The organism is Limimaricola cinnabarinus LL-001 (assembly GCF_000466965.1).
GTDB classification, from domain to species: domain Bacteria; phylum Pseudomonadota; class Alphaproteobacteria; order Rhodobacterales; family Rhodobacteraceae; genus Limimaricola; species Limimaricola cinnabarinus.
In genome coordinates this window covers 14098-38662 of record NZ_BATB01000036.1, presented here as the reverse complement: position 1 = coordinate 38662, position 24565 = coordinate 14098, and the positions used below count along the sequence as shown (strand labels likewise).

At 67.7% G+C, this 24565-nt stretch carries 21 protein-coding genes and 3 pseudogenes; 14 read left to right on the top strand and 10 right to left on the bottom strand.

From position 1 onward, the window contains the following. A partial coding sequence (locus MBELCI_RS12175; RefSeq protein WP_045320097.1) for a DUF6456 domain-containing protein occupies positions 1–387 on the top strand: 387 nt, incomplete at its 5' end. 78 nt (positions 388–465) lie between these two features. On the opposite strand, the pseudogene MBELCI_RS12170 reads toward MBELCI_RS12175, so the two are convergent. Next, positions 466–1955: pseudogene (locus MBELCI_RS12170) on the bottom strand (catalase). A 105-nt stretch (positions 1956–2060) separates the two neighbouring features. Between MBELCI_RS12170 and MBELCI_RS12165 the strand changes: the two are divergent. Further along, entirely contained in the window at positions 2061–3059 is a 999-nt protein-coding gene (locus MBELCI_RS12165; protein ID WP_235047628.1) for a hydrogen peroxide-inducible genes activator, read from the top strand. Here MBELCI_RS12165 and MBELCI_RS12160 read toward each other — a convergent pair. After that, on the bottom strand, positions 2990–3538 hold the full coding sequence (locus tag MBELCI_RS12160) for a peroxiredoxin (RefSeq protein WP_045320096.1): 549 nt from the start codon (positions 3536–3538) through the stop codon (positions 2990–2992). The two genes, MBELCI_RS12165 and MBELCI_RS12160, sit on opposite strands and share 70 nt — an antisense overlap. Positions 3539–3743: 205 nt before the next feature. Between MBELCI_RS12160 and lipA the strand changes: the two genes are divergently transcribed. Continuing rightward, entirely contained in the window at positions 3744–4700 is a 957-nt protein-coding gene (lipA, locus tag MBELCI_RS12155; RefSeq protein WP_021694519.1) for a lipoyl synthase, read from the top strand. Positions 4701–4730: 30 nt separating this feature from the next. Here lipA and MBELCI_RS12150 read toward each other — a convergent pair whose 3' ends face one another. The 3 genes from MBELCI_RS12150 to MBELCI_RS12140 all read right to left on the bottom strand — a co-directional run bounded on the left by MBELCI_RS12150 (position 4731) and on the right by MBELCI_RS12140 (position 6371). Further along, on the bottom strand, positions 4731–5633 hold the full coding sequence (locus MBELCI_RS12150) for a c-type cytochrome (RefSeq protein ID WP_021694518.1): 903 nt from the start codon (positions 5631–5633) through the stop codon (positions 4731–4733). Continuing rightward, the gene (locus tag MBELCI_RS12145; RefSeq protein WP_021694517.1) at positions 5630–6100 is read right to left on the bottom strand and encodes a c-type cytochrome; all 471 of its coding nucleotides are present in this window, start codon (positions 6098–6100) and stop codon (positions 5630–5632) included. Before MBELCI_RS12145 ends, MBELCI_RS12150 begins: the two co-directional genes overlap by 4 nt. Positions 6101–6188: 88 nt before the next feature. Continuing rightward, entirely contained in the window at positions 6189–6371 is a 183-nt protein-coding gene (locus MBELCI_RS12140) for a hypothetical protein (RefSeq protein ID WP_021694516.1), read from the bottom strand. A gap of 121 nt (positions 6372–6492) precedes the next feature. Here MBELCI_RS12140 and MBELCI_RS12135 point away from each other — a divergent pair, with 121 nt between their 5' ends. After that, positions 6493–6942 carry a type II toxin-antitoxin system RatA family toxin gene (locus tag MBELCI_RS12135; protein WP_021694514.1) on the top strand — a complete coding sequence of 150 codons (450 nt, stop codon included), beginning with the start codon at positions 6493–6495 and terminating at the stop codon, positions 6940–6942. Here MBELCI_RS12135 and MBELCI_RS12130 read toward each other — a convergent pair. The 3 genes and pseudogenes from MBELCI_RS12130 to MBELCI_RS12120 all read right to left on the bottom strand — a co-directional run bounded on the left by MBELCI_RS12130 (position 6927) and on the right by MBELCI_RS12120 (position 9020). Beyond that, complete coding sequence (locus tag MBELCI_RS12130) at positions 6927–7409, bottom strand: CinA family protein (protein WP_021694513.1); 483 nt, start codon at positions 7407–7409, stop codon at positions 6927–6929. The two genes, MBELCI_RS12135 and MBELCI_RS12130, sit on opposite strands and share 16 nt — an antisense overlap. Positions 7410–7411: 2 nt before the next feature. Further along, a complete protein-coding gene (locus tag MBELCI_RS12125) occupies positions 7412–7909 on the bottom strand; it encodes a phosphatidylglycerophosphatase A family protein (protein WP_021694512.1) in 498 nt (165 codons plus the stop codon). Beyond that, positions 7906–9020: pseudogene (locus MBELCI_RS12120) on the bottom strand (bifunctional 2-C-methyl-D-erythritol 4-phosphate cytidylyltransferase/2-C-methyl-D-erythritol 2,4-cyclodiphosphate synthase). Before MBELCI_RS12120 ends, MBELCI_RS12125 begins: the two are co-directional and overlap by 4 nt. Before the next feature lie 253 nt (positions 9021–9273). Between MBELCI_RS12120 and dusB the strand changes: the two are divergent. The 10 genes and pseudogenes from dusB to MBELCI_RS12070 all read left to right on the top strand — a co-directional run bounded on the left by dusB (position 9274) and on the right by MBELCI_RS12070 (position 21624). Beyond that, complete coding sequence (dusB, locus tag MBELCI_RS12115) at positions 9274–10272, top strand: tRNA dihydrouridine synthase DusB (RefSeq protein WP_021694509.1); 999 nt, start codon at positions 9274–9276, stop codon at positions 10270–10272. Continuing rightward, positions 10269–11345, top strand: coding sequence for a two-component system sensor histidine kinase NtrB (locus MBELCI_RS12110; protein WP_021694508.1), 1077 nt, complete (start codon positions 10269–10271; stop codon positions 11343–11345). The genes dusB and MBELCI_RS12110 overlap by 4 nt, the downstream gene beginning before the upstream one ends. After that, on the top strand, positions 11345–12721 hold the full coding sequence (locus tag MBELCI_RS12105; protein ID WP_021694507.1) for a response regulator: 1377 nt from the start codon (positions 11345–11347) through the stop codon (positions 12719–12721). The genes MBELCI_RS12110 and MBELCI_RS12105 overlap by 1 nt, the downstream gene beginning before the upstream one ends. A gap of 130 nt (positions 12722–12851) precedes the next feature. Then, positions 12852–15101 (top strand): sensor histidine kinase NtrY-like, encoded by a 2250-nt coding sequence (locus MBELCI_RS12100; protein WP_021694506.1) that lies wholly within the window; start codon positions 12852–12854, stop codon positions 15099–15101. 8 nt (positions 15102–15109) lie between these two features. Further along, a complete protein-coding gene (gene ntrX / locus MBELCI_RS12095; protein ID WP_045320095.1) occupies positions 15110–16504 on the top strand; it encodes a nitrogen assimilation response regulator NtrX in 1395 nt (464 codons plus the stop codon). Positions 16505–16584: 80 nt separating this feature from the next. Continuing rightward, positions 16585–17961: a Trk system potassium transporter TrkA gene (trkA, locus tag MBELCI_RS12090; RefSeq protein ID WP_021694504.1), complete on the top strand. Its 1377-nt coding sequence runs from the start codon at positions 16585–16587 to the stop codon at positions 17959–17961. A gap of 4 nt (positions 17962–17965) precedes the next feature. Beyond that, positions 17966–19486: a TrkH family potassium uptake protein gene (locus MBELCI_RS12085; protein ID WP_021694503.1), complete on the top strand. Its 1521-nt coding sequence runs from the start codon at positions 17966–17968 to the stop codon at positions 19484–19486. 127 nt (positions 19487–19613) lie between these two features. Continuing rightward, positions 19614–19847 carry an RNA chaperone Hfq gene (hfq, locus tag MBELCI_RS12080; RefSeq protein WP_021694502.1) on the top strand — a complete coding sequence of 78 codons (234 nt, stop codon included), beginning with the start codon at positions 19614–19616 and terminating at the stop codon, positions 19845–19847. Beyond that, positions 19844–21125 (top strand): annotated as a pseudogene (hflX, locus tag MBELCI_RS12075) (GTPase HflX). The gene hfq and the pseudogene hflX overlap by 4 nt, the downstream one beginning before the upstream one ends. A gap of 139 nt (positions 21126–21264) precedes the next feature. Continuing rightward, positions 21265–21624 (top strand): VOC family protein, encoded by a 360-nt coding sequence (locus tag MBELCI_RS12070; protein WP_021694499.1) that lies wholly within the window; start codon positions 21265–21267, stop codon positions 21622–21624. A 4-nt stretch (positions 21625–21628) separates the two neighbouring features. On the opposite strand, the gene MBELCI_RS12065 is transcribed toward MBELCI_RS12070, so the two are convergent. Further along, a complete protein-coding gene (locus MBELCI_RS12065) occupies positions 21629–21964 on the bottom strand; it encodes a DUF3140 domain-containing protein (protein ID WP_021694498.1) in 336 nt (111 codons plus the stop codon). Positions 21965–22020: 56 nt separating this feature from the next. After that, positions 22021–24492 carry a penicillin acylase family protein gene (locus MBELCI_RS12060; RefSeq protein ID WP_021694497.1) on the bottom strand — a complete coding sequence of 824 codons (2472 nt, stop codon included), beginning with the start codon at positions 24490–24492 and terminating at the stop codon, positions 22021–22023. Between the last annotated feature and the right edge of the window lie 73 nt (positions 24493–24565).

Below are 24565 nucleotides of genomic sequence, written 5' to 3'. Positions count from 1 at the left end.
CGCCGCCGCGACCGCGACGGGCGGCCGTTTCTCGGGCGCGGCCTCGTCGCGGCGGGAGAGCGGCTGCGCGAGGATTTCGAACTGGCGCAGATCGGCCCGCGCATGACGCAGGACTGGTCGCGCTTTCTCACCGCCGGCTGCGACACCGCGACCGGGCCGGGGCAGACGCCGTCGGGGGCACGCGACAGGCTGGCGGCGGCGCTGGCCGATCTGGGGCCGGGGCTTGGCGACGTGGCGCTGCGCTGCTGCTGCTATCTCGAAGGGATGGAGAGCCTCGAGCGGCGCATGGGATGGTCGGCCCGTTCGGGCAAGAACGTGCTGCGCATCGCGCTTGAGCGTCTGCGTCGCCACTACGACGCCACCGGCGGCGGCGAGATGATCGGCTAGGCCCCGCGCGGGGCCGAGGCACGCGAAACGGCAGCGGGTCTCCCCGCCGCCGTCCCGGTTCTCAACGCTGCCTGCCGATCACTCGGCGGCGTGGCTCGTGTCGACGCCGGCATTCTCGGTCTTCTGATGCTTGAGCGCCTCGCGGATACCGTCGCCGTAAGCTTGGTCAACCTTGTCGAAATGCGCCAGCTGGCGATCGATGATCTCCTGCGGCACGCCGGTCATCGCGGTGGCGATGTTCGAGAACAGGCGGCTCTTCTGCCCCTCGTCGAACATGTTGAACAGCGCGCGCGGCTGGCTGTAGTGATCCGCCTCCGAGCGGAAGTCGTAGCGCCCGACCTCGCCCTCGTAGCGGTGCGGCGGCTCGGCCACCGACGGATCCTCGACCGGCCCGCCGAAGGAGTTCGGCTCGTAATAGGCGTCGGGGTTGGTGCGCAGGCCGAACGGCATGGTGCCGTCGCGGTGATAGTGGTTCACCGGCGATTTCGGCTTGTTGACCTCGAGGTTCTCGTAATGTGTGCCGATCCGGTAGCGATGCGCGTCCGGGTAGGAGAACAGGCGGCCCTGCAGCATCTTGTCGGGCGAGAAGCCGATGCCCGGCACGACGTTGGAGGGGTTGAAGGCCGACTGCTCGATCTCGGTGAAGTAGTTCTCGGCGTTGCGGTTCAGCTCCATCTCGCCGACCTTGATCAGCGGGTAGTCGCCATGCGGCCAGACCTTGGTGAGATCGAAGGCCGACCAGCCGGTCTTCTTCTCGAACTCGATCGCGTCCATCTCGGGCATCACCTGGATGAACAGGTCCCATTTCGGGAAATGCCCGCCCGCGATGGTGCCGAACAGCGCCTCCTGATAGGTCTCGCGGCTCTTGCCGATGACCTGCACGGCCTCGTCATTGGTAAAGTGCTTGTGGCCCTGCTGGGTCTTGAAGTGGAACTTCACCCAGAACCGCTCGCCCTGATCGTTCCACAGCGAGAAGGTGTGGCTGCCATAGCCGTTCATGTGCATCGGCGTCTGCGGCAGGCCGCGATCCGACATCAGGATCGTCACCTGATGCAAGCTCTCGGGGCAGAGCGACCAGAAATCCCACATCGCGGTGGCCGAGCGCAGGTTGGTCTGCGGGTGGCGCTTCTGGGTGTGGATGAAGTCCGGGAACTTGTAGGGGTCGGCCACGAAGAACACGGGCGTGTTGTTGCCCACGAGGTCCCAGTTGCCTTCCTCGGTATAGAATTTCAGCGCGAAGCCGCGCACGTCGCGCTCGGCATCGGCCGCACCCTGCTCGCCGGCGACGGTCGAGAAGCGGGCCAGCATTTCGGTCTCGGTGCCCGGCTTGAACACCGCGGCGCGGGAATACTTGGTGATGTCCTCGGTCACGCGCAGCGTGCCGTAGGCGCCCCAGCCCTTGGCGTGGACGACGCGCTCGGGGATCCGCTCGCGGTTCTGATGGGCCAGCTTCTCGATCAGCTGGTAGTCCTCGAGGAGCACGGGGCCGCGCGGCCGACGGTCTTGGCGTTCTGGTTGTCCGCGACGGGCGCGCCGGCGGAAGTTGTCAGGCGGGGTCTGTCGGTCATGGCTGTCCTCCGAAGATGGCTTCGGGGCGCAATATGGCCTGGTGGGACGCGAAGGCAAAATCGGTTTTTCTGGCCTTTGCCATAAGTTCAGATTATCGGTCTGTCATGAATCCATCACTGAAACAGTTGCGCTACTTCGTGGCGCTGGCCGAGACCGGCGGCTTTGGCCGCGCCGCCGAAACCGTCTTCGTGTCGCAGCCGGCGCTGAGCCAGCAGATCAAGGAGCTCGAGACGATCCTCGGGGTCGATCTGGTCGAGCGGCTGCCGCGCGGCATCCGGCTGACCCGCGCCGGGCGCGAGGTGCTGGGGCGGGCGCGGCGGATCATGGCCGAGGTCGCGGATCTGGAGCGTGCGGCGCGGCTGTCGCGCGGGCTGACGGGGCGACTGCGGCTCGGGGTGATCCCGACCGTAGCACCCTATCTGCTGCCGCTGGCACTGACGCGGCTGCGCGCGCATGACCTGACGCTCGACATCCGGGTGCGCGAGGCGCAGACCGACGCGCTGCTCGAGGATCTGGAGGCGGGCCGCGTCGACGCGGTGGTGGCGGCGCTGCCGGTGCCGGGGGCGGATCTGCTGGCCGAGACGCTGATCGAGGACCGCTTCGTCCTTGCCGGGACGGCCTCGCGGCTCTCCCACTGGGCGGGGAGCGCCGAGGCCTTGCGCCCGACGACGCTGGCGCCGGATCAGCTGCTTTTGCTCGACGAGGGGCATTGCCTCGCGGATCAGGCGCTGGAGGTCTGCGGCTTGCGCGGGCGGGGGCGCGTCGATCTCGGGGCCTCGTCGCTGGCGACCCTTTCGGGGCTGGTGGCCGAGGGCTTCGGGCTGACGCTGCTGCCCGAAATCGCGCTCAGGGCCGAGACGGCGGCGGCGCCGGGGCTGGCGCTGATGCGGTTCGCGGCGCGAGCCCGCCCGCACGCTGGCGCTGCTGCGCAGGCGCGGCGGCGACGACGCCTGGGCCGCGCCGCTGGTAGCGCTTTTGCGCGATGCGGGGGCCGAGCTTCTGGTCTCGGCCCGCGCGGTCTGTCCCTGAAGGGTCAGGCGGCCTGCTCGCGCGAGGCCTCTTCGAGCCACGACAGCACGGTCTCGGGCGAAGAGACGCCGTAGGGGTCCTCGGGGTGGTTGTCGCACAGGCCCGGCTCTTCGAACCACGCCTCGATGCGGCCGTCGTCGATCACGGCGGCATAGCGCCACGAGCGCAGGCCGAAGCCCAGATTGTCCTTGCGCACCAGCATCCCTGCGCGGCGGGTGAATTCGCCCGAACCATCGGGGATCACTTCGACATGCTCGAGATTCTGGGCGCGGGCCCACTGGTTCATCACGAAGGCGTCGTTGACCGACATGCAGTAGATCGCGTCGATGCCATGGGCGCGGAACGCGTCGATGTTCTGCTCGAAGCCGGGCAATTGGTAGGTCGAGCAGGTCGGGGTGAAGGCGCCGGGCAGCGAGAACAGCACCACGCGCTTGCCCGCGAAATAGGACGCCGTGTCGCGCTCTTCCCAGCGGAAGGGGTTGGGGCCATCGAGGCTTTCGTCGCGCACGCGGGTACGGAAGGACACATCGGGGATACGGGCGCCGGGCTGCATGGGCAACTCCTGTCTGGATCGGGTCATCGGGTTCGGGGCCGGACCTAGGAGATCATGCCCCGGACCGCAATGCTGCGTTGCGGCAGGATGCGGCAGGATGCCCGCGCGCATGGCGGGGTTGCACCAGCCGCCATGCGCGGGGACGGAGGTGCGTTGCGCCCATGGGCCGGGGGGCCTATGTATCGACAAGGCCAAAAGGAAAGGCATGACCGTGCGCGACCTGAAGATCCCCGGCGATCGCCACCCCGAAAAGGCGCGCCGCGCCGACAGCGCGCCGCAGCCCAAGAAGCCCGACTGGATCCGCGTCAAGGCGCCGACCTCCGAGGGCTACAAGGCCACGCGGGACATCATGCGCGAGCACAAGCTGGTCACCGTCTGCGAAGAGGCGGGCTGCCCGAATGTGGGCGAATGCTGGAGCCAGGGCCACGCCACCATGATGATCATGGGCGAGATCTGCACCCGTGGCTGCACCTTCTGCAACGTGGCGACGGGCCGTCCCGACGCGCTCGACGTGTTCGAGCCGGGGCGCGTGGCCGACGCCGTGAAGAAGCTCGGGCTGAACCACGTGGTGATCACATCCGTCGACCGCGACGACGTGGATGACGGCGGCGCCGCGCATTTCGCGCAGACGATCCGCGCCGTGCGCCGCCAGTCCCCCGGCACCACGATCGAGATCCTGACGCCGGATTTCCTGCGCGCGAAGCCTGGATCGCTCGAGATCGTCGTCGAGGCACGGCCCGATGTGTTCAACCACAACCTCGAAACCGTGCCGGGCCTCTACCCCGAGGTGCGTCCCGGCGCGCGCTACTTCCACAGCCTGCGGCTGCTGCAGCGGGTCAAGGAACTGGACCCGTCGATGTTCACCAAGTCGGGCATCATGGTGGGTCTGGGCGAAGACAAGCAGGGCGTGCATCAGGTGATGGACGACATGCGCGCCGCCGACATCGATTTCCTGACCATCGGCCAGTATCTGCAGCCGACCAACAAGCACCACGCGGTGGACCGCTTCGTCACGCCAGAGGAGTTCGCGAGCTATGAGAAGGCTGCGCGCGGCAAGGGGTTCTTGATGGTGTCAGCGACGCCGCTCACGCGGTCGTCCTACCACGCGGGCGATGATTTCGCGCAGCTCCGCGCAGCGCGGCTGGCCCGGCTGGGGGCCTGACCTCGCGCTGACCCGATAACCTGACGCCGATCACTCGGCGGCAGGTTCGACGCTTGGAACTGCCTTGAGATAGGCCGCGATGGCCGCGCGGTCCTCTTCGGGCAGCTTGGCCAGTTCGGACACGACGATGGCCATCTCGCCGCCCGCCGTGTCGAACTCGGGTGTGAAGCCGGTGCCGAGGTAATAGGCGATTTCCTCTTCGGACCAGTCGAGCCCGGCAGGGGTGATGTTGGGAATGCGCCCGTCGCCAGAGGGGTTCGGCGCGCCGCCAAGCCATTGCTCGTGATCGAGCCCGCCCAGAGGGCCGCGCGGGGTGTGGCATTCCCCGCAATGGCCCAGCGCCTCGGCGAGATAGCGCCCGCGCGCGGCATCCGGGGGGAGGTCGCCGGCGACGGTCCAGTCCTCGTTCAGGTTCAGCTGTTTCCACAAACCGACACCGCGCCGGATCGAGAAGGGAAACGGCACCTCATGCGGCAGGCTTTCGACTTCGGAGGGCGGCAACGCGCGCATATAGGCGACGAGATCGCGCATGTCGCCCGGATCGGCCTTGTCATAGGCGGCATAGGGCAGGGCGGGATAGTAATGCGCCCCGGAAGGCGAAACGCCGCGCATCACCGCGTCCATGATCTCGGCATCCGACCAGTCGCCCACGCCTTGCGGCGAGGGCGAGATGTTGGGCGCGTGAAAGGTGCCGAAGGACGAGACGAAGGCGCGCCCGCCCGCGAGGACCGGCGCATCGCCCGCCTCTGCATCGGGCGCGACGTGGCACGAGGCGCAGCCCGCGGCGGCAAAGACCAGCTCGCCTCGGGCCGGATCGCCGGGCGGGCCTTGCACCGCCAAAGCAGGCAGCGGCTCGGGCGCGGTCAGCACCCAGCCCGCGCCGCCCGCCAGCACGACCACCGCCCCGACTGCGCCGAGCGCGCGGCCGATCATTCCTCGGGTTTGCGGTAGGCCTCATGACAATCGCCGCAGGCGCGACCCAATCCGCCCATCGCGCCCTGAAGCGCCGCGAGGTCGGTGCCGGCGGCGTCGCGCATTGCCATCGCCGCCTGCGCGAGCGCGTCGGCCTTGGCGTCGAAGTCATCGCGCTTTTCCCAGATCGCGGGCAGGGCGCGGCTGTCGGCGAGATCCTCGCTCGAAGATCCCTCGACCCAGTAGTTGCCATCCGCGCCCGAGGCGAGGGCGGCCAGCGTCTCGGCCGAGGCCGCGGCGATGTCGGCGTCATATTCGGTCTCGCCCTTGGCCATGTTGCCGATCACGCCCAGATGCGCGCCCATCAGCTTCATGTGGCTCTCGCGCAGCTTCTGCGCCGTTTCGGGGTCAAAGGCCTGCGCCGAGGCGAGGCCCGCCGTCGCCGCGAGACCGGCGGCCAGAAGGACAGAACGAATCGAACGGGTCATAAGGACACTTCCTGCTTTGGGGTCACCTTTCCCCTACCGTAACGTCAGCGCCCTCGCGGTCCAGTGCAAAGACGCCGAACACCGCGGCTCAGCGCGGGAGCCCGCCGCGGCCCGTCGGCGTCACGCTGAGCGCCTCGGGCCAGCCCCAGAACCGCTCCACCCCGACGAGGATCAGGCACAGCACGATCACCCCGGCGATCAGGGCCATGCGCCCCGGCGATGGCGGGTGACGCACCCAGTAGGTGAGCCGCAGCAGCCAATGGATGTTCATATCGCTCTTTCCCTGTCGGCCCCGTGCCCCAGATCGGTGCGATGACCACGCGCCGCAAGGTTGCCGGGGTTGATCTCGGCCCGCGCGGGGGCGAGATGAGGCAGACACGAAGGATACACCGATGCCGACACATGCCGAGACCCGCACGCTGCCCTATAGCGCCCAGCAGATGTACGACCTCGTGGCGGATGTCGGCAATTATCCCAAATTCCTGCCTTGGACCGCCGCGGCGCGGGTGCGGTCGGTGACGCCCCAAGGCGATCACGAGGTGATGCTCGCGGATCTGGTGATCTCGTTCAAGGTGTTCCGCGAACGCTTTGCCAGCCGCGTCGTGCTGTGGCCCGAGACCAAGCGGATCGAGACGGAATACATCGACGGGCCGTTCCACCATCTGCATTCCAACTGGACGTTCCGCGATGTGGAAGGCGGCTCGGAGGTGCATTTCGACGTGGATTTCGAGTTCCGCAATCGGCTCTTGCAGGGCGCGGCGGGGCTGTTCTTTAACGAGGCGATGCAGCGTGTGGTGCGCGCCTTCGAGCGGCGCGCGCAGGAGCTCTACGGCCGCGCCTGAGCCTCGATCGCCGCGATGACCAGGGCGATGGCCCTGTCGCGCGACAGCGCGCGCACCGTGTCGCGGCCGCGCGCGCCGAACTCGACGGTTTCGGTTGCGATGCCGTTTCGGGTGGCGACGCCAAAGCAGACGCGGCCCTCGGGTTTGTGGTCCGAACCGCCGGGGCCCGCGAGGCCGGTGATGGATATGGCGATCTCGGCACCGGAGCGATCGCGCGCGCCGCGCGCCATCTCCGCCGCCACCTCCTCGCTTACTGCGCCATGCGCGTCGAGGCTCTCGGCGCTCACCCCAAGAAGGCTGCGCTTGGCGGCGTTGGCGTAAGTGACGACGCCCCATTCAAAGACGCTCGACGCGCCCGGCGTCTCGGTGATCGCCGCAGCCAGCATGCCGCCTGTGCAGCTTTCGGCCGTGGCGACGCGCAGCCCCGCCTCGCGCGCAATGTTCACAAGCCTCGCCGTATCGCCCATGCTCAGCCTCCGAAGATCATGACGCCATGCGCCAGCACCGCGAACACAACGACACCGATGGCGGCGAAGATCCCGGCAACGACGTCATCGAGCATCAGCCCCGTCACGTCGCCGCGCCGGTCCATGCGGCCGACCAGCGACGGCTTCCAGATGTCGAACAGCCGAAACAGCACGAAGGCCGCGATCCAGCCGGGCCACAGATCGAGCACCGGCGCCCCGACATGCGCGGCGCCAAAGAGCACCGGCCAGATCGCGATCCACTGGCCGGCCACCTCGTCGATCACGACGTGGGAGGGATCGTGGTCGCCGGAGCGGTCGGCTTCGGCGCGGGCCGCCGGAAACCCCGCGAGCAACACCGCCGCGATAGCCGCCAGCATCAGCCACGGCCCGCCGAGCCAATAGATCGGCAAGGCCGCCACGAGCGCGGCCAACGACCCCCATGTGCCGGGGGCCGGACGGATCAGCCCGGTGTAGAAGAAGGTCGCGATGATCCGGCTCATGCCTTCACCAGCGTCGCGGTGGCCATGGCGGCGATGCCTTCCTCGCGCCCGGCAAAGCCCAGACGCTCTGAGGTGGTGGCCTTGACGCTGACCCGGCCCGGTTCGATCTGCATGATCCGGGCCAGTTCCGCGCGCATCGCTTCGGCATGCGGGCCGATCTTGGGCTGTTCGCAGATCAGCGTGACATCGCAATGGGTTATGGAAAAGCCTTCAACCCGCGCCAGATCGGCGGCATGGGAGAGGAACGTGTCCGAGCGCGCACCTTTCCATTGCGGGTCCGAAGGCGGGAAATGCTGGCCGATATCGCCATGCGCCAGCGCGCCATAGATCGCGTCGGTCAGCGCATGCATCCCTACATCAGCGTCGGAATGGCCCTTGAGGCCCTTATCATGCGCAATCTCGACGCCGCAGAGCCAGAGGCTTTCGCCCGTCTCGAAGGCATGCACGTCAAAGCCGTTGCCCGTTCTCACATCCATGTCGCACCCCAATATCCTCTCGGCGCGGGCGAAATCCTGCGCGCCGGTGATCTTCAGATTGTTCTCGTGACCCGGCACGACCGTGACCGCAAGCCCCGCGGCGCGCGCCACGGCCACGTCGTCGGCGGCAGGCAGCCCGTCGTGATCGCGATGCGCGGCGAGGATCGCGTCGAAGCGGAACCCCTGCGGCGTCTGCGCCCGCACCAGCCGTCGCGCGACGGGGCCTCGACGACCCGACCGTCCTCGATCCGCCACAGGGCGTCGGTGACGACGAGGCCGGGGGCCGCCGCCGGGCCGTGATCGAGCGCCGCGATCACGGCCCGGATCGTCTCGCGCGGGACCAGCGGGCGGGCCGCGTCGTGGATCAGCACCCGTTCGGGGGCAAGCGGCACGAGCGCCTCGAGCCCGGCACGGACCGAGTGCGCCCGCTCGGCCCCGCCCGCCACCACGAGATCGGCCTGCGCCTCGATCCGTGGATGACGGCCGATCTCCTCCTCGCGCAGCACGAGGCATATCGGACCGAGCCCCGCGAAGGCCGCGATGCTGCGGGCGAGAACCGTCCGGCCCCCAAGGTAGCGCCATTGCTTGGCCACGCCGCCACCCGCGCGAAGGCCGCGACCCGCCGCGACGAGGATTATGGCCGTGCCACTCAAGGTAGGTTGCGTGGGAACGGGTGATCGGGACGGGCTCGGTGTCACGCTGTCTCCTTCACGCGGCGCTCGCGCTTGTGTAGGGGCTGGCATGGGGCGGCGCAATTCCATCCTTTGCGGCTGGAAGTCGCACAATAATTGGGCAAATGCGATATGCTGCAGCACATGCACACGCAATGCGATTGTGACGCATTGGCCCGCCCCATAGATCGATCCCAGACGCACAGGTTTTAGGCAGATGACACCCGCTCCGCTTTCCCCCATCGATCTCGGCTCAGGCGTGGTGTTCGACGCGCCGGTGGCGCTGGCGCCGCTGGCGGGGATCACCGACCTGCCGTTCCGCCGCCTTGTCGCCTCATTCGGCGCAGGCTGGGTCGTATCCGAGATGGTCGCGAGCCAGGAGATGGTGCAGGCCAAGCCGGGCGTGCGCGAGCGGGCCGAGCTGGGATATGACCGCTCGGACACGGGTGTGCAGCTCGCCGGGCGCGATCCGTATTGGATCGCCGAGGCCGCGCGCATGGTCGAGGCGAATGGGGCGCGCTTCATCGACATCAACATGGGCTGCCCGGCCAAGAAGGTGACGGGCGGGCTGTCCGGCTCGGCGCTGATGAAGACGCCCGATCACGCGCTGCGCCTGATCGAGGCGGTGGTGGGCGCGGTGTCGGTGCCGGTGACGCTCAAAACCCGGCTCGGCTGGGACGACGCGCTGCTCAACGCGCCGCAGATCGCCCGGCGGGCCGAGGCGGCGGGCGTGCGCATGGTGGTGATCCACGGGCGCACCCGGTGCCAGTTCTACAAGGGCGCCGCCGACTGGGCCGCGATCCGCCGCATCCGCGAGGCGGTGTCGATCCCGGTTATCGCGAATGGCGACATCACGGACGCGGGCACGGCGCTTGAGGCGCTGTCGCGCTCGGGTGCTGCGGGCGTCATGGTCGGGCGCGGCGCACAGGGGCGGCCTTGGCAATTGGCGCGCATCATCGCGGCTCTGACCGGGAAACGGGCCCCCGACATCCCGCAGAAAGGGGCATTTACCGACATGGTTTCAGAACATTACGAGGCGATGCTCGCCTTCTACGGTGCTGTTCTGGGGGGCCGCGTCGCGCGCAAACATCTGGGCTGGTACATGGACGAGGCAGGCACGCCCGAGGCGCTGCGCCGCGAAGTCCTGACCGCAGCACCCGGACAGGTGTCGGTGCTGCTGCCGCTGGCGCTTCAGGATGAGAGGCGCGCGGCATGATCGTCGACACCGCCCTTTGGAATTCGCTCCCGGTTCCGGCGCTGCTTCTGGGTTCCGACGACCGGATCTCGGACGCAAACTCGGCGGCGGAGCTGTTTCTCAACCTGTCGCATCGCAGCCTGCGCGACGCGCCCTTGTGGGACAAGGTAACGATCGACGCGCCGCTCGAAGAGGCCTTCGTGCGGGCCCGCGAGCAGCGCAGTTCGCTCTTCGTCAACGATGTCGATGTCGGCTCGGGCGAACGCGCCCCGGTGCAATGCTCGATCCTGTTCTCGCCGCTGATGGGCAGCGAGGGGCAGATGTTGATGATGATCTCGCCGCGCGAAATGGCAAACCGATTGACCCAGCACCAGGCCACGGGCAAGGCGGCGAAATCGGCGATCGGCATGGCCGAGATGCTGGCCCATGAGATCAAGAATCCGTTGGCGGGCATCACCGGCGCGGCACAGCTTTTGTCGATGGGCCTCTCGGCCGAGGACCGCGAGTTGACCGATCTCATCGTCGAGGAGAGCCGCCGCATCGTAAAGCTGCTCGAACAGGTCGAGCAATTCGGCAACCTGCGTCCGCCCGCGCGCCGCTCCGTCAACATGCACGACGTCCTCGACCGGGCGCGACAGTCGGCGGCGGTGGGCTTTGGCGCGCACATGACTTTCGTCGAGGATTACGACCCCTCGCTGCCACGCGCCTTGATCGACGCCGATCAGCTGCTGCAGGTCGTGCTGAATCTCGTCAAGAACGCCTGCGAGGCCGGCCGGCCCGGCGGCTGCATCCGCCTGCGCAGCTTTTACGAGCCATCGCTGCGCGTGCGCCAGCCCGACGGCACCCAGGCGCGGCTGCCCCTGCAGCTCGAAATCCACGACGACGGCCCCGGCCTGCCGCCCGATATCGCAAGCGACGTGTTCGAGCCCTTCGTGTCGGGCCGCGAGAACGGCACCGGCCTCGGCCTCGCGCTCGTCTCGAAGCTCGTCACCGAGAATGGCGGCTGGATTTCCGTGGATTCGACACCCGGACACACCGTGTTCCGGATTTCGTTGCCGCGCGCTCCCGAAGACCACCCCAGTGGAGAATACTGATGGACGGAACGATCCTGGTCGCCGATGACGACCGCACCATCCGCACCGTGCTCACCCAGGCGCTGACGCGCGCGGGCTGCAAGGTCCATGCCACATCCTCGCTGGTGACGCTGATGCGCTGGGTCGAGGAGGGCAAGGGCGACCTCGTGATCTCCGACGTGGTCATGCCCGACGGCAACGGCATCGAGCAGTTGCCCAAGATTTCCGAGGCGCGGCCCGGCCTGCCGGTGATCGTGATCTCGGCGCAGAACACGATCATGACGGCGATCCAGGCCGCCGAGGCCGAGGCCTATGACTACTTGCCCAAGCCCTTCGATCTGCCAGACCTGATGAAGCGCGCGAGCCGGGCGCTCGAAGCCAAGCGCCGCGCGCCGCCGCCCCGCGCGTCGGACGCAGTGCCTGATACCGCCGCCGGAGGCGATCTGCCCCTTGTGGGACGCACCCAAGCGATGCAGGCGCTGTACCGGCTCGTTGCGCGGGTGATGAACACCGCGCTCCCGGTCCTCGTGACCGGCGAAAGCGGCACCGGAAAATCGCTCATCGCGCGGGCGATCCATGATTTTTCCGATCGCCGGTCGCTGCCCTTCGTCACCGTCTCGCCGTCGGATCTCGGCGGGATGGACGGGCCGGGCGCGGTTCTGAGCCGCGCGCGGGGCGGGTCGATCCTGTTCGACGAGGTGGGCGATCTCGACGCCGAGGCGCAGCTGCGCATCGTGCGCATGCTCGATGCGATGGGCGATCACGCGCCGCGCATCATGGCCACGTCGCAGGGCGAGCTGGCGCGGCGCATCGAGGAGGGGAGTTTCCGCGAGGACCTGTATTACCGCCTCGCCGGGGTGACCATCAATGTGCCGTCCCTGCGCGAGCGTGTGGACGACATCCCGCTGCTGGCCGAGCATTTCCTGCTCAAGGCCGAGCGTGACGGGCTCGGGCCGCGCCGGCTTTCGCCGCAGGCGAGCGAGATGATCCGTGCCTATTCCTGGCCCGGCAATGTGCGCCAGCTCGAAAACGCGATGCGGCGACTCGTCGTCACCTCGACCGAAGAGGAAATCTCCCGCTCCGATGTCGATCTAGTGCTCGGCGGCCAGCCCGCCGCCGAACCGCTGCGCGGTGGCGGCGAGGGCGAAAAGCTCTCGGCCAGCGTCGAGCGGCACCTGAAACGGTACTTCGACCTGCATGGTGGTCAGTTGCCGCCCGTGGGGCTCTACCAGCGGATTCTCAAGGAAATCGAAACGCCTCTGATCGAAATCGCACTCGACGCGACCGGCGGAAATCAGGCGAAATGCGCGGATCTACTCGGCATCAATAGAAATACGCTGCGCAAGAAGATCACGGACCTCGATATTCGCGTGACACGCCGCCGCAAATTGATGTAAAACCGCAACAGAACCGTGACCCCCCGGACGCATGACCGGGGTGAGATCGCGGCACTGAGGCGGCGGAACTTGCGTTCCCATCAACGGGGCAGGGTGTTTGAGGCGGTTATCGACCTCCCGATTCTCGCGCGTGACGCGCTGGCGCCGCCAGCGGCGGGTGCAGAATGCTGCGACCCTGTCGCTCGTGGTGCTTGGCCCGGCGTTGGCGGCGGCCACCTTCTGGGTCATGGGTCCGCTCGATCAGGGGGCCTCTTCGCTGCTGCTGCGGCTGGTGCTGCTGGCCGACCTCGTCTACGCCCTCGTCGTCGCGGCGCTGGTTTCGTTCCGGGTGGCGCGCATGGTCTCGGCCCGGCGGGCGAGATCGGCGGGTTCGCGGTTGCACATGCGGCTCACCGGCGTCTTTGCGCTCTTGGCGCTGATCCCCACGGTGCTGGTTGCCGTGTTCTCGGTTCTCACCATCAATGTCGGTCTCGAAGGCTGGTTCTCCGAACGGGTCCGCACCGTTCTGGGCGCCTCGCTCACCGCCGCGCAGGCCTATGAGGAGGAGCACCGCCAGGACCTGTCGCGCGACGGGCTGGAGCTTGCGGCCTTTCTCAATGCCGAGCGTGCGGCGCATCCCTTCTTGTCGGATGGCGAGGTGCGTCAGGCGCTTGGCCGGGTGCAGGGACAGATCGAGCGCGGCCTGACCGAAGCCTACGTCATCGACGGGGCGGGCGAAATCCGGGCCCGCGGCGCACGTAGTTTCGAATTCGACTTCGAACGCCCCGAGGCGGCGAGCTTCGAGCGTGCGGATGCGCGCGGCATCGCCATCTTCGAGGATTGGATCAACAACGAGTTCAGGGCGCTGATCCCGCTCGAAAACTTTGCCGACCGCTATCTCTACGTGACGCGCGAGGTCGATGGCGGCATCCTCGCGCTTCTCGACGACACGCAGCAGACGGTCGAGCTGTATCAGCAGCTCGAAGCCGAGCGCGGTCGGCTGCTGTTCGAGTTCGGGCTGCTCTATCTCGGCTTTGCGGTGATCCTGATCCTCGCGGCGATCTGGCTCGGCCTGTGGTTCGCCGAGCGGCTCTCCAAGCCCGTGGGACGCCTCGTCTCGGCCAGCCAGCGCGTCGGCGCGGGCGATCTCGACGTGCGGGTGATCGAGGAGGAAGGCGACGACGAGATTGCCCAGCTCGGCACCTATTTCAACCAGATGACGACCGAGCTGAAGGTGCAGCGAGATCGGCTTTTGGACAACACCCGACAGATCGAGGCGCGGCGGCGGCTGTTCGACAGCGTGCTGGGCTCGGTCACTTCGGGCGTGATCGGCCTCGGGGCCGATGGGCACGTCGCCTTCGCCAACCGCTCGGCGCTGCGGCTGCTGGGCCTCGGGCCCGATCTGGGTGAAACGACCCTGCCGGTGATGGTGCCCGAGTTCGCGCCGCTCCTCGACGCGCTGCGCGGCGAGGAGCGCGAGGCCGTGCAGGAGCAGGTGCAACTGATCCGAGAGGGACGGCAAGAGACGCTTCTGGTGCGCATGGCCCCGCGCCGCGCCGATGACGGCGCGCTCGAAGGCTATGTCGTGGCCTTCGACGATGTGAGCGACCTCGTCTCGGCGCAGCGCATGGCCGCATGGGGCGACGTCGCGCGGCGCATCGCGCACGAGATCAAGAACCCGCTGACGCCGATCCGGCTCTCGGCGGAGCGGATCCAGCGCAAGTTCGCACGCCAGCTCGACACGGAGGATGCCGCCGCCTTGGGCCACATGACCGAGGTGATCGTGCGGCAGACCGGCGATCTGCGCCGCATCGTCGACGAATTCTCGAAGTTCGCCCGGATGCCCGAGCCGGACCGGGTCTGCAACGACGTCGTGGCGATCCTGCGCGACGCGGTGACGCTTCAGGAGGCGGGCCAGCCCGAGGTGAGGTTCGAGATCAGCCTGCCGCAACGGCCCGTTCCGGCGGCGCTTGATGCGACGATGATCACGCAGGCGCTCACCAACCTTATCAAGAACGCGGGCGAAGCCATTGAAGGGCTTTCGGAAAAAGGGGCGGGGGACAAGTACGTTCCGACCATCCGTGTGGCGCTGAGCGCTGATGAAGCCGAGGCCCGGATCACCATCGCCGACAACGGCATCGGCCTGCCCGAGGACCGGGCACGGTTGTTCGAGCCTTACGTCACCACCCGCGACAAGGGCACCGGCCTCGGCCTGCCCATCGTGAAGAAGATCATCGAGGAACACGGCGGCAGCCTGTCCCTCGTCGACGCGCCAGCCTTCGAGGAGGGCGCCCACAAGGGCGCCATGGCGGTCATCACCCTTCCCGTTCTGCGCGAGGGTCATGGCGAATCGGGGGACATCGAGAAGACCGGGCAACCGGCATTGCAGGCAACAGCATGAGGCATGAGATGGGCGACATCCTGATCACCGACGACGAGCGCGACATCCGCGAACTGATCTCCGACATTCTGCGCGACGAGGGCTATTCCACCCGGCTCGCCAGCACCTCCGACGAATGCATGGAAGCCATCGAGGACCAGCCACCCGCCCTGATGATCCTCGACATCTGGCTCAAGGACAGCCGCATGGACGGGATCGATATCCTCAAGACCGTCAAGCGCGATCACCCCGGCATCCCGATCGTCATCATTTCGGGGCATGGCAACATCGAGATCGCGGTCGCCGCAATCAAGCAGGGCGCCTACGATTTCATCGAAAAGCCGTTCAATATCGACCAGCTTCTGGTGGTCATCAAGCGCGCGATGGAGACCTCGCGGCTGCGGCGCGAGAATGTCGAACTGCGCCGCGGCGACGCGCCGCCCTCCGAGATGCTGGGCGACAGCGCCTCGTTCCGTTCCCTGCGCAGCCAGCTCGACAAAGTGACGCGCTCCAACGGCCGGGTGATGCTCACCGGCCATCCTGGATCGGGCAAGGAGATCGCCGCCCGCTACATCCACGCCAATTCCAACCGCGCCGCGGCCCCCTTCGTCACCGTCAACTCGGTGACGATCGAGCCCGATCGCATGGAGGAGGTGCTGTTCGGCAAGGAAGGCCCCGAAAAGGGCGTTGAGAAGGGCCTTCTGGAACAGGCCAGCGGCGGCGTGATCTATTTCGACGAGGTGGCCGACATGCCGCTCGGCACCCAGTCCAAGATGCTGCGGGTGCTGGTCGACCAGTCTTTCCAGCGGGTCGGCGGCACCGAAAAGGTGCAGGTGGATCTGCGTGTCATCTCTTCGACCAACCGCGACCTGCAGGCCGCGATCCGCGCCGGGTCGTTCCGACAGGAGCTGTACCACCGGCTCAACGTCGTGCCGATCCACGTGCCGGGGCTCGAGGAGCGGCGCGAGGACATCCCGCTTCTGGCCGAGCATTTCATCGCCGAGCTGAACAAGTTGCAGGGCCTGCCGCTGCGGCCCTTGGGCGAGGATGCGCGCGCCCTGCTGCAGACCATGCTGTGGCCCGGCAATATCCGCCAGCTCAAGAACGTCGTGGAACGTGTTCTTATCCTTGGAGATTCCAGCGGAGAGATCAGCGCCAAGGAGCTGCCGGGTCTCGATGATCCGGACCGCGAGGAAGGGCGGGTCGTGCTGTCGGGCGGGCTGGCCACGCTGCCGCTGCGCGAGGCGCGCGAATTGTTCGAGCGCGAGTACCTGCTGACGCAGATCAATCGTTTTGGCGGCAACATCTCCCGCACCGCGGCCTTCGTCGGGATGGAGCGCTCGGCGCTGCACCGCAAGCTCAAGAGCCTTGGCGTGGTCACCTCTTCGAAGACCGGCGCGCGGGTCGCGCATGTCGAGGACTGATTGACCACCCGCGCGGGCTCTGGCACTCCGTGGCGGCATGAGCGCCGCCACGGGCGCGTCCCAACGGACCGGGAACAAAGATGAAGGTCATCATCTGCGGCGCCGGGCAGGTCGGCTGGCAGATCGCCCGGCACCTGTCGGGCGAGCGCAACGACGTCACCGTCGTCGACAGCAATCCCGACCTCGTGCGCCGCGCCACCGACACGCTCGACGTCCAAGGCATCACCGGCTTCGCGAGCTATCCGGACGTGCTCGACCGGGCCGGCGCGCGGGACGCCGACATGATCATCGCCGCCACCCATAGCGACGAGGTCAACATGGTCACCTGTCAGGTGGCCCATTCGGTATTCTCAATCCAGCGCAAGATCGCGCGGCTGCGCGCGCAGTCCTATCTCGACGCGATCTATTCCGATCTCTACCGCCGCGATCACATGCCGATCGACGTGGTGATCTCGCCCGAAAAGGAGGTCGCCGAGGCCGCGCTGCAGCGCCTCGCGGCACCCTCGGCCTTCGACGCCGAAAGCTTTCTCGACGGGCGCGGGCATCTGCTGGGCATCTCGATCGACGAGGATTGCCCGGTCATCAACACGCCGTTGCGCCAGCTCACCGACCTGTTCTCGACGCTGCGCGCCATCGTGGTGGGCATAAGACGCCGCGGCAGACTGTTCGCGCCTGCACCCGAGGACCAGATCTTTCCCGGCGATTCCATCTACGTCTTCACCGACACCTCCGACATGGTCCGCACGCTGGAGATCTTCGGCAAGCGTCACGCCAAGCAAGAGCGCATCGTGGTGATCGGCGGCGGCAATGTCGGCCTTGGCGTCGCCCGCGCGCTGGAGAACCGCCCCGACCGGCTCCGCGTCAAGATGATCGAGCGCGACCGCAAGGCCGCCGAGCGCGCCGCCGACCAGCTCGACCGGACTATCGTGCTCAATGGCGACGGTCTCGACGCGGCGCTTCTCGAAGAGGCGCAGATCGGCACTGCCGACGCGGTGCTCGTGGTCACCGACGACGACAAGACCAATCTGCTGGCGTCGGTGCGGGCCAAGGCGCTCGGCTGTCCGCTGGCGATCTGTCTGGTCAACGACCCGACGCTGGTGCCGCTCATGCAGGCGATGGACATCGACGCCTATATCAACCCGCGCGCCACCACGGTGAGCTCGATCCTGCGTCACATCCGCCATGGCCGGGTGCGGGGCGTCTATTCGATCGGCGACGCCGAGGCCGAACTGATCGAGGCGCAGGTCCTGGGCACCTCGCCGATCGCGGGCCAGCGGATCCGCGACATCGCCTTTCCCGAGGGCGTGCTGGTGGGCGGCGTCGTCAAGGATGGCCGGATGATGAAGATCCACGGCGCGCTCCGGATCGAGGAAGGCGACATGGTCGCGCTCTTCGCCATGGCCTCCGACGTGCCGGAGGTCGAGCGCCTGCTGCAGGTCTCGATCGACTTCTTCTAGAGCGATGGAGCGCCGCCTGACCCGCATCCCGTTCTTCGTGCTGCTGATGGCGATGGGCTCGGCGGCGATGCTGCTGCCGGCGGTGCACGCGCTGGTGCGCGAGGATTGGCTGACGTCGCGCACCTTCCTCTATGGCGCGATCCTCGGGCTGATGCTGTCGCTGCTGATCGGCCTGGCCACGGCGAATTACCGCCCCGCCAGCGTGCCGCGCAGCCAGCTTTCGGCGCTGCTCGCGGCCTTCACGGTGCTGCCGGTGATCTTCGCGATCCCGTTCCACGAGGCGCTGGGAACGACCTCGTTCCTCAACGCGTGGTTCGAGATGGTGTCGAGCTTCACCACCACGGGGGCCACGGTCTATGACAACGTGGTACGCCTCAACGACAGCCTGCATTTGTGGCGCGCCCTCGTCGGTTGGCTCGGCGGGCTGCTGATCTGGGTGACAGCGGTGTCGATCCTCGCACCGATGAATCTCGGCGGCTTCGAAGTGCGCAGCTCGGCCCTGCCGAACGAGGGCGGCGCGCGGCTGAGCCAGATCACCCGCGTCGCCGACCCCTCCGAGCGGCTGGTGCGCTACGCGGCGCGGCTGCTACCGATCTATACCGCGCTGACGGGTCTGCTGTGGCTTGGCCTCGTGGCGGCGGGCGACCGGCCCTTCGTGGCCTTCTGCCACGCGATGTCGACGCTGGCCACCAGCGGCATCAGCCCGGTAGGCGGGCTGCGCTACAGCAATTCGGGCCTCCTGGGCGAAATTCTGATCCTCATCTTCTCGGTCTTCGCGCTGTCGCGGCTTACCTTTGCGCGCAACATGTTCGGCGATCATGGCGGGCGGCTGATGCGCGACCCCGAGCTGCGCATGGGGCTCGCTTTGGTGCTGATCGTGCCGGGGCTTCTCTTCGCGCGGCACTTCTTCGGTGCGGTCGAGGATCGCGCCGAGGCCGACCTGCCCGAGGCGCTCTCGGCGCTGTGGGGCGCGGTCTTCACCGTCTCGTCCTTTCTCACCACCGCCGGCTTCGAAAGCCGCTACTGGCTCGGCGCCGCCGAATGGTCGGGGCTGGAGACGCCGGGGCTCGTCCTCGTGGGGCTGGCGCTGATCGGTGGTGGCGTGGCGACTACGGCGGGCGGGGTCAAGCTGATGCGCGTCTATGCGCTGTGGATGCATGGCAAGCGCGAGCTGGAGCGGCTGGTGCATCCGAATTCCGTCGGCGGCGACGGCATCGAAGCGCGGCGGATCCGGCGCGAGGGCGCGTTCATCTCGTGGATCTTCTTCATGCTCTTCGCGCTGTCGGTGACGGCGGTGATGCTGGCGCTGTCGCTCGCGGGGGTGCAGTTCGAGGTGGCGATGACGTTGACGGTGGCAGCGCTGTCGACCACCGGGCCGCTGGCCGAGATGGGCGCGCAATACCCGATCTCCTATGCGGGCATCCCCGGCATGGCCAAGGCGATCCTCGCGGCGGCGATGGTTCTGGGCCGGCTCGAGACGCTGGCGATCATCGCGCTCCTGAACCCGTCGAGTTGGCGCAGTTAAGCCACGCGCGGGGGCCGGTGCGGCTTTGCACGGATTTCCGGGCTGGAAACTCCACCATCCTGCGGACATACTCCTTTTCAACGAGGGAAAAGGCCGATACGCGGCCGCAAGAATAAAAGGGACGGTGATGGCCGGAGACAAGCAGAACCTTCAGGACGCCTTCCTGAACCACGTGCGCAAGGTCAAGGTGCCGGTGACGATCTTCCTGATCAACGGCGTGAAGCTGCAGGGCGTGATCACTTGGTTCGACAATTTCTGCGTGCTGCTGCGCCGTGATGGACAATCCCAGCTCGTCTACAAGAGCGCGATTTCGACCATCATGCCGTCGCAGCCGGTAAACCTCTATGACGGTGAAGATTGACCGATTATTACATCCCCGAGGCCCCGGATACCCGCACTTGGGTGATCCACCCCGAGATCAAGAACGACAACAGCCGGCGTGAGCCACGGCCGCGCTGGCCGAGGCCGTGGCGCTGGCCGATGCGCTGCCGGGCCTTGACGTGCTCGGTTCCGAGATCGTGCGCCTGCCCAAGCGCCACCCCGGCATGCTGTTCGGCACCGGCAAGATCGAAGAGCTGAAGCAGCGGCTGCAAGCCAACGAGGTCGAGCTGGTGCTGATCGACGGCCATGTCGGCCCGGTGCAGCAGCGAAATCTCGAAAAGGAATGGAAGGTAAAGATCCTCGATCGGACCGGCCTGATCCTCGAGATCTTCGGCGATCGCGCCGCCACCCGCGAGGGCGTGCTGCAGGTCGAGATGGCGGCGCTCAGCTATCAGCGCACGCGGCTGGTCCGCGCCTGGACCCACCTCGAGCGGCAGCGCGGCGGATTGGGCTTCGTCGGCGGCCCCGGCGAGACGCAGATCGAAGCGACCGCCGCGCCATCGACGAACAGCTCGTGCGGCTCAAACGCCAGCTCGACAAGGTGGTCAAGACCCGCACGCTGCACCGCGCCGCGCGCGCCAAGGTGCCGTTTCCGATCGTTGCCTTGGTGGGCTATACCAACGCCGGGAAATCGACGCTGTTCAACCGGCTCACCGGGGCCGAGGTGATGGCCAAGGACATGCTCTTCGCCACGCTCGACCCGACGATGCGGCGCGTGGTGCTGCCCACCGGCGACGAGGTGATCCTGTCGGACACGGTGGGCTTCATCTCGGACCTGCCGACCGAGCTCGTCGCGGCGTTCCGCGCCACGCTCGAAGAAGTGCTCGACGCCGATCTGGTGCTGCATGTGCGCGACATCGGCCATGCCCAGACGGCCGAACAGGCGCGTGAGGTCGAGACGATCCTGTCAGGCCTCGGCCTGCCGGACGATACGCCGAAGATCGAGGTCTGGAACAAGATCGACACGTTGGACGAAGAGGCGCACGAGGCCGCACTCGAGCGGGCCGGGCGCACCGAGAGCGTCAGCGCCGTCTCGGCGGTCACCGGCGAAGGCATGGAGGCGCTGCTTGCCGCGATCTCCCAGGCGCTCGGCGGCGTGAAACATCTCGAAACCCTCGTGGTGCCCTTCGCCGCCGGTCGCAAGCGCGCCTGGTTGTTCGATCAAGGCCTCGTCGAGGGCGACACGCCGACCGAAGAGGGCCACGAGATGCAAATCCGCTGGTCCGCCGCGCAAAAGGCCCGTTACGAGCGGCTCTGACCCCATTCGACCAAAAACCCGCGCCGCGTTGGGCGGCACGGGTTCGCGCATGAATGTCGTCGCGTCGCGCCGTATGCAAGCGGATGACGATCCGCACCGATAGCGCTATCAGGAGGCGGTACAAGACAGGGGCCCGCCGATGATCCTCGAACTCCATCACATCCAGCTTGCCATGCCCGAAGGCGGCGAAGATGCGGCGCGGCGGTTCTATGGGGGCGTGCTCGGGCTCACCGAGGTGGCCAAGCCCGAGGCGCTTGCCGGTCGCGGCGGCGTCTGGTTCGAGGGGCGCAGCCTGAGGCTGCATCTCGGGGTCGAGACGCCCTTTGTCCCTGCGCACAAGGCGCATCCGGCGTTCCGCGTCGCCGATCTGGCGGCGTTGCGCTTTCACTTCGACGCGGTCGGGATCGAGGCGCGCCCCGACATCGATCTGCCGGGGCTGCGCCGGCTTTATGTGTCGGACCCGTTCGGCAACCGGATCGAGCTGTGCGAGACCGTCTGACCGCCTATTTCAGCGGGTCGTGGCCCCAGTTCATCAGGCTGTAGCGCCACTTGGAATGCTCCATGTCGCTCTCGGGGCCGCCCTGGGCCTTGTGGCGCTTGATGTAGCCCACGACCTTGGCCATGTGGTCCCACTGGTCGTCGGTCAGATCGGTCTTGTCGGTGCGCTTGATCTCAACGATGCGCTTGCCCGATTTGTGGCCCGTGCTTTCGCCATCGCCGCCGGTGTCGCCGACCGTTTTGCTCTCCTCGGTGTCGAGGAACTCCTCGATCTCCTTGGGCGCCATGTTCACCAGATCGCGGAACTCGTCCCAGATCTGCTCGTGCGATTTGCCGCTCATCTCGTCCTCCGCTGGCTGTCGGAGGGGCAACCGGCGCGGCTTGCGCCGGTTCCGCGTCACTGCGGTGCGGGAATGAGCTGCGTGATACCCACCGCCGCGCCGCGCGCGAGGCTGGGGTCGAGCGACATCGGGATGTATTCGCCGCGCCGCCACAGCTCGCCCAGATCATCGTAATGACGCGACAGCGGGTGGCCCGACTGGCCGGTCGAGATGATGAAGACCGAGCTGTCGGGATCGGCAAAGTCGTAGACGCCGCGATAGCCCGCCGCGTGGACGTTGTGGAACGGGTTCGGCGCGCGCCCGTCGGTCAGGCCGCGCATCAGGGTGTTGTCGCCGCCCGAGGTGCTCTGGCGGATGTTCACGAACCAGTTGAGAAAGGGCACGCGACCCAGCACCGGGTGGTCCTGCCGCGCCTCGTGCGCATCGCCCCAGCGCAGCGCGTCGAGATTGTCGCCATAGGTCTCGGAGATCCAGATCAGCGCATCGTCGAGCGACATGCGCGCGATGTCGGCGCAGCTTTCCTCGGCGGCCGACTGGCGGATGTCGCACCATGCCGACGCCCCGTCGATGTCACGGAACACCCGGTCGAGGAACAGCGGCTCGACATGGCTGTAGGCGTTGGCGAGGGGGCCGAGATCGTCGCGGATCAACCGCTCCTGCAGCGCCCGCATCCATGCGGCATAGATCAGCGGCTCCGGCAGATGCTCGTTCATCTCGCCATTCCATTCGCCCAAGAGCTCCAGCGCCCGCTGGCGACGACGCTCGGGCGTGTTCGCAGCGGCGGGTTCGCCGGTGAACCACAGGTCGGCCCCGACGATCGGCAACAGGGCGCGCGCCGTCGGACTCACCGTGTCGAGCTGCGCCTCGATGAAGCTGTCGCGGGTGTGCACCTCGCGCGACTGCATCAGCCCGCGCCAGCGCGCGATCCGCTGCGTGTCGCCCCAGCGGTAGGAGAGATGCTCGGGAAAAGGCCGGTCCACGGTCTTGTTGTTGGTGTTGCCGACGAGGCCACCTGCCGGCTCGGAGGTCTCGGGCAGGTCGGCATAGGACAGCCAGCCCTGCCAGCGGTTTTCGGCCACATGGCCCAGCGTTGGCATGCGGCCCTGGCTCTGGTGACCGGGGTCGCGCAGCGGCACCGCCCCCACGGTCTTGAGCGCGATGCGGTTGCGGTCGGCGAGGATCAGGTTCTGGCTCGGCGCGACCTGCAGGCGGCCCGCGCGCATCGCCTCCTCGATCGAGCGCGCCTGCATCAGGCGCAGACCGGCGGTCATGGAGGTGTCGTCGCCCGACAGGCCAGACCATGCGAGGGTCATGACGTGGCCGCGCGGGCGGATCGTGTCGAGAGCGAACTGCTCGGGCGGCAGGACGGGGCCGTTGGCGGTGCGCCGCAGCCGCAGGGTGACGGCGGCGGCGTCCTTGATCTCGACGATGCTGTCGCGCGCCTCGAACCGCTCCCAGCCCTCGGGCGTGCGGTACTCGGCGGCGTTCTTCGGGTTCACCTCCTCGGCATAGAGGTCGAGATCGTCGGCGAAGGAGGCGGTGATGCCCCAGCCGAGATCGGCGCTGCGGCCCGCCAGAACCAGCGGGATGCCGGGAATGGTCGCGCCGATGACGCCGCCGGAGGTCAGTTCCAGCCGCGCCAGATACCAGATCGACGGCGCGGTGAGCAGCCGGTGCGGATCATTGGCCAGAAGCGTCGCGCCGGTGGCCGAGCGCGACGGCCCGGCGGCCCAAGCGTTGGACGCGCCCGACAGCGTTGCAGGCAGGCTGGCCGAGAGGGGATCGAACGGAGCATCGGGGTCCATGGCGGCAAACCGCTGGGGGATCTCGGGCATCAGATCGGCGTAGCGGGGCAGGGCGGTGAGACCGGGGCCGGGCACGTCGGGCAGGATGTCGCGCAAACGGTCCTCCTCAAGCACCAGCGAGCTGCGCGCACGCAGCACCTCGGCCTGAAGGTGATCGGATTGCTGCCATGCCATCAGCTTGAGGATCGCGACGCTGTCGGCGGGCTGCCATGGCGAGATCGGCTGATTGAACAGCCACATTTCGGGTGCGCCGCGCCCGCGCGCGCCGGTATTGACCTCACCCACCCAGGCGTTGACGCCCGCCGCATAGGCGTCGAGCGCCGTGCGCGTCTGGCCGTCCTGATCCTCGACCGAGGCGGTGGCGGCGCGGTAGAGATCGAGGCGGCGCATCAGCACGTCGCTTTCGGCGGTGCGCTGTCCGAACAATTCCGACAGCCGTCCCTGCACGGTGCGGCGCAGCATCGTCATCTGCCACAGCCGGTCCTGCGCATGGGCATAGCCGAGCGCGAAGAAAACGTCGCGGTCGGTGCGGCCGAAGACATGCGGCACGTTGGCGTGATCGCGTACGATCTCGACCGGGGCGGTGATCCCCGCGACACGAGTGCGCGCGTCGTAATCGGGCAGGGAGCGGGCGAAGAACCACCATGTCAGCACGAAACCGGCGAGGCCGAGAAGGATTGCGCCGACGGTCAGGCGCAGGAGCCAGCGAAACAGAGTGGCCATCGATCCTCCGAGGCGCGGTCGCCCGCGCTTGACGGGCCGGTTGGGCATGGTGAGTATCGCGCCTCGGGGGCGA

Coding starts and splice junctions, on each gene's coding strand:
- MBELCI_RS12070 (WP_021694499.1), top strand. CDS start 21,265: ATGATCCTCGAACTCCATCACATCCAGCTTGCCATGCCCGAAGGCGGC.
- lipA (WP_021694519.1), top strand. CDS start 3,744: ATGACCGTGCGCGACCTGAAGATCCCCGGCGATCGCCACCCCGAAAAG.
- hfq (WP_021694502.1), top strand. CDS start 19,614: ATGGCCGGAGACAAGCAGAACCTTCAGGACGCCTTCCTGAACCACGTG.
- MBELCI_RS12165 (WP_235047628.1), top strand. CDS start 2,061: ATGAATCCATCACTGAAACAGTTGCGCTACTTCGTGGCGCTGGCCGAG.
- MBELCI_RS12145 (WP_021694517.1), bottom strand. CDS start 6,100: ATGACCCGTTCGATTCGTTCTGTCCTTCTGGCCGCCGGTCTCGCGGCG.
- MBELCI_RS12065 (WP_021694498.1), bottom strand. CDS start 21,964: ATGAGCGGCAAATCGCACGAGCAGATCTGGGACGAGTTCCGCGATCTG.
- MBELCI_RS12150 (WP_021694518.1), bottom strand. CDS start 5,633: ATGATCGGCCGCGCGCTCGGCGCAGTCGGGGCGGTGGTCGTGCTGGCG.
- MBELCI_RS12135 (WP_021694514.1), top strand. CDS start 6,493: ATGCCGACACATGCCGAGACCCGCACGCTGCCCTATAGCGCCCAGCAG.
- MBELCI_RS12105 (WP_021694507.1), top strand. CDS start 11,345: ATGGACGGAACGATCCTGGTCGCCGATGACGACCGCACCATCCGCACC.
- MBELCI_RS12160 (WP_045320096.1), bottom strand. CDS start 3,538: ATGCAGCCCGGCGCCCGTATCCCCGATGTGTCCTTCCGTACCCGCGTG.
- MBELCI_RS12110 (WP_021694508.1), top strand. CDS start 10,269: ATGATCGTCGACACCGCCCTTTGGAATTCGCTCCCGGTTCCGGCGCTG.
- MBELCI_RS12060 (WP_021694497.1), bottom strand. CDS start 24,492: ATGGCCACTCTGTTTCGCTGGCTCCTGCGCCTGACCGTCGGCGCAATC.
- ntrX (WP_045320095.1), top strand. CDS start 15,110: ATGGGCGACATCCTGATCACCGACGACGAGCGCGACATCCGCGAACTG.
- MBELCI_RS12140 (WP_021694516.1), bottom strand. CDS start 6,371: ATGAACATCCATTGGCTGCTGCGGCTCACCTACTGGGTGCGTCACCCG.
- trkA (WP_021694504.1), top strand. CDS start 16,585: ATGAAGGTCATCATCTGCGGCGCCGGGCAGGTCGGCTGGCAGATCGCC.
- dusB (WP_021694509.1), top strand. CDS start 9,274: ATGACACCCGCTCCGCTTTCCCCCATCGATCTCGGCTCAGGCGTGGTG.
- MBELCI_RS12085 (WP_021694503.1), top strand. CDS start 17,966: ATGGAGCGCCGCCTGACCCGCATCCCGTTCTTCGTGCTGCTGATGGCG.
- MBELCI_RS12125 (WP_021694512.1), bottom strand. CDS start 7,909: ATGAGCCGGATCATCGCGACCTTCTTCTACACCGGGCTGATCCGTCCG.
- MBELCI_RS12130 (WP_021694513.1), bottom strand. CDS start 7,409: ATGGGCGATACGGCGAGGCTTGTGAACATTGCGCGCGAGGCGGGGCTG.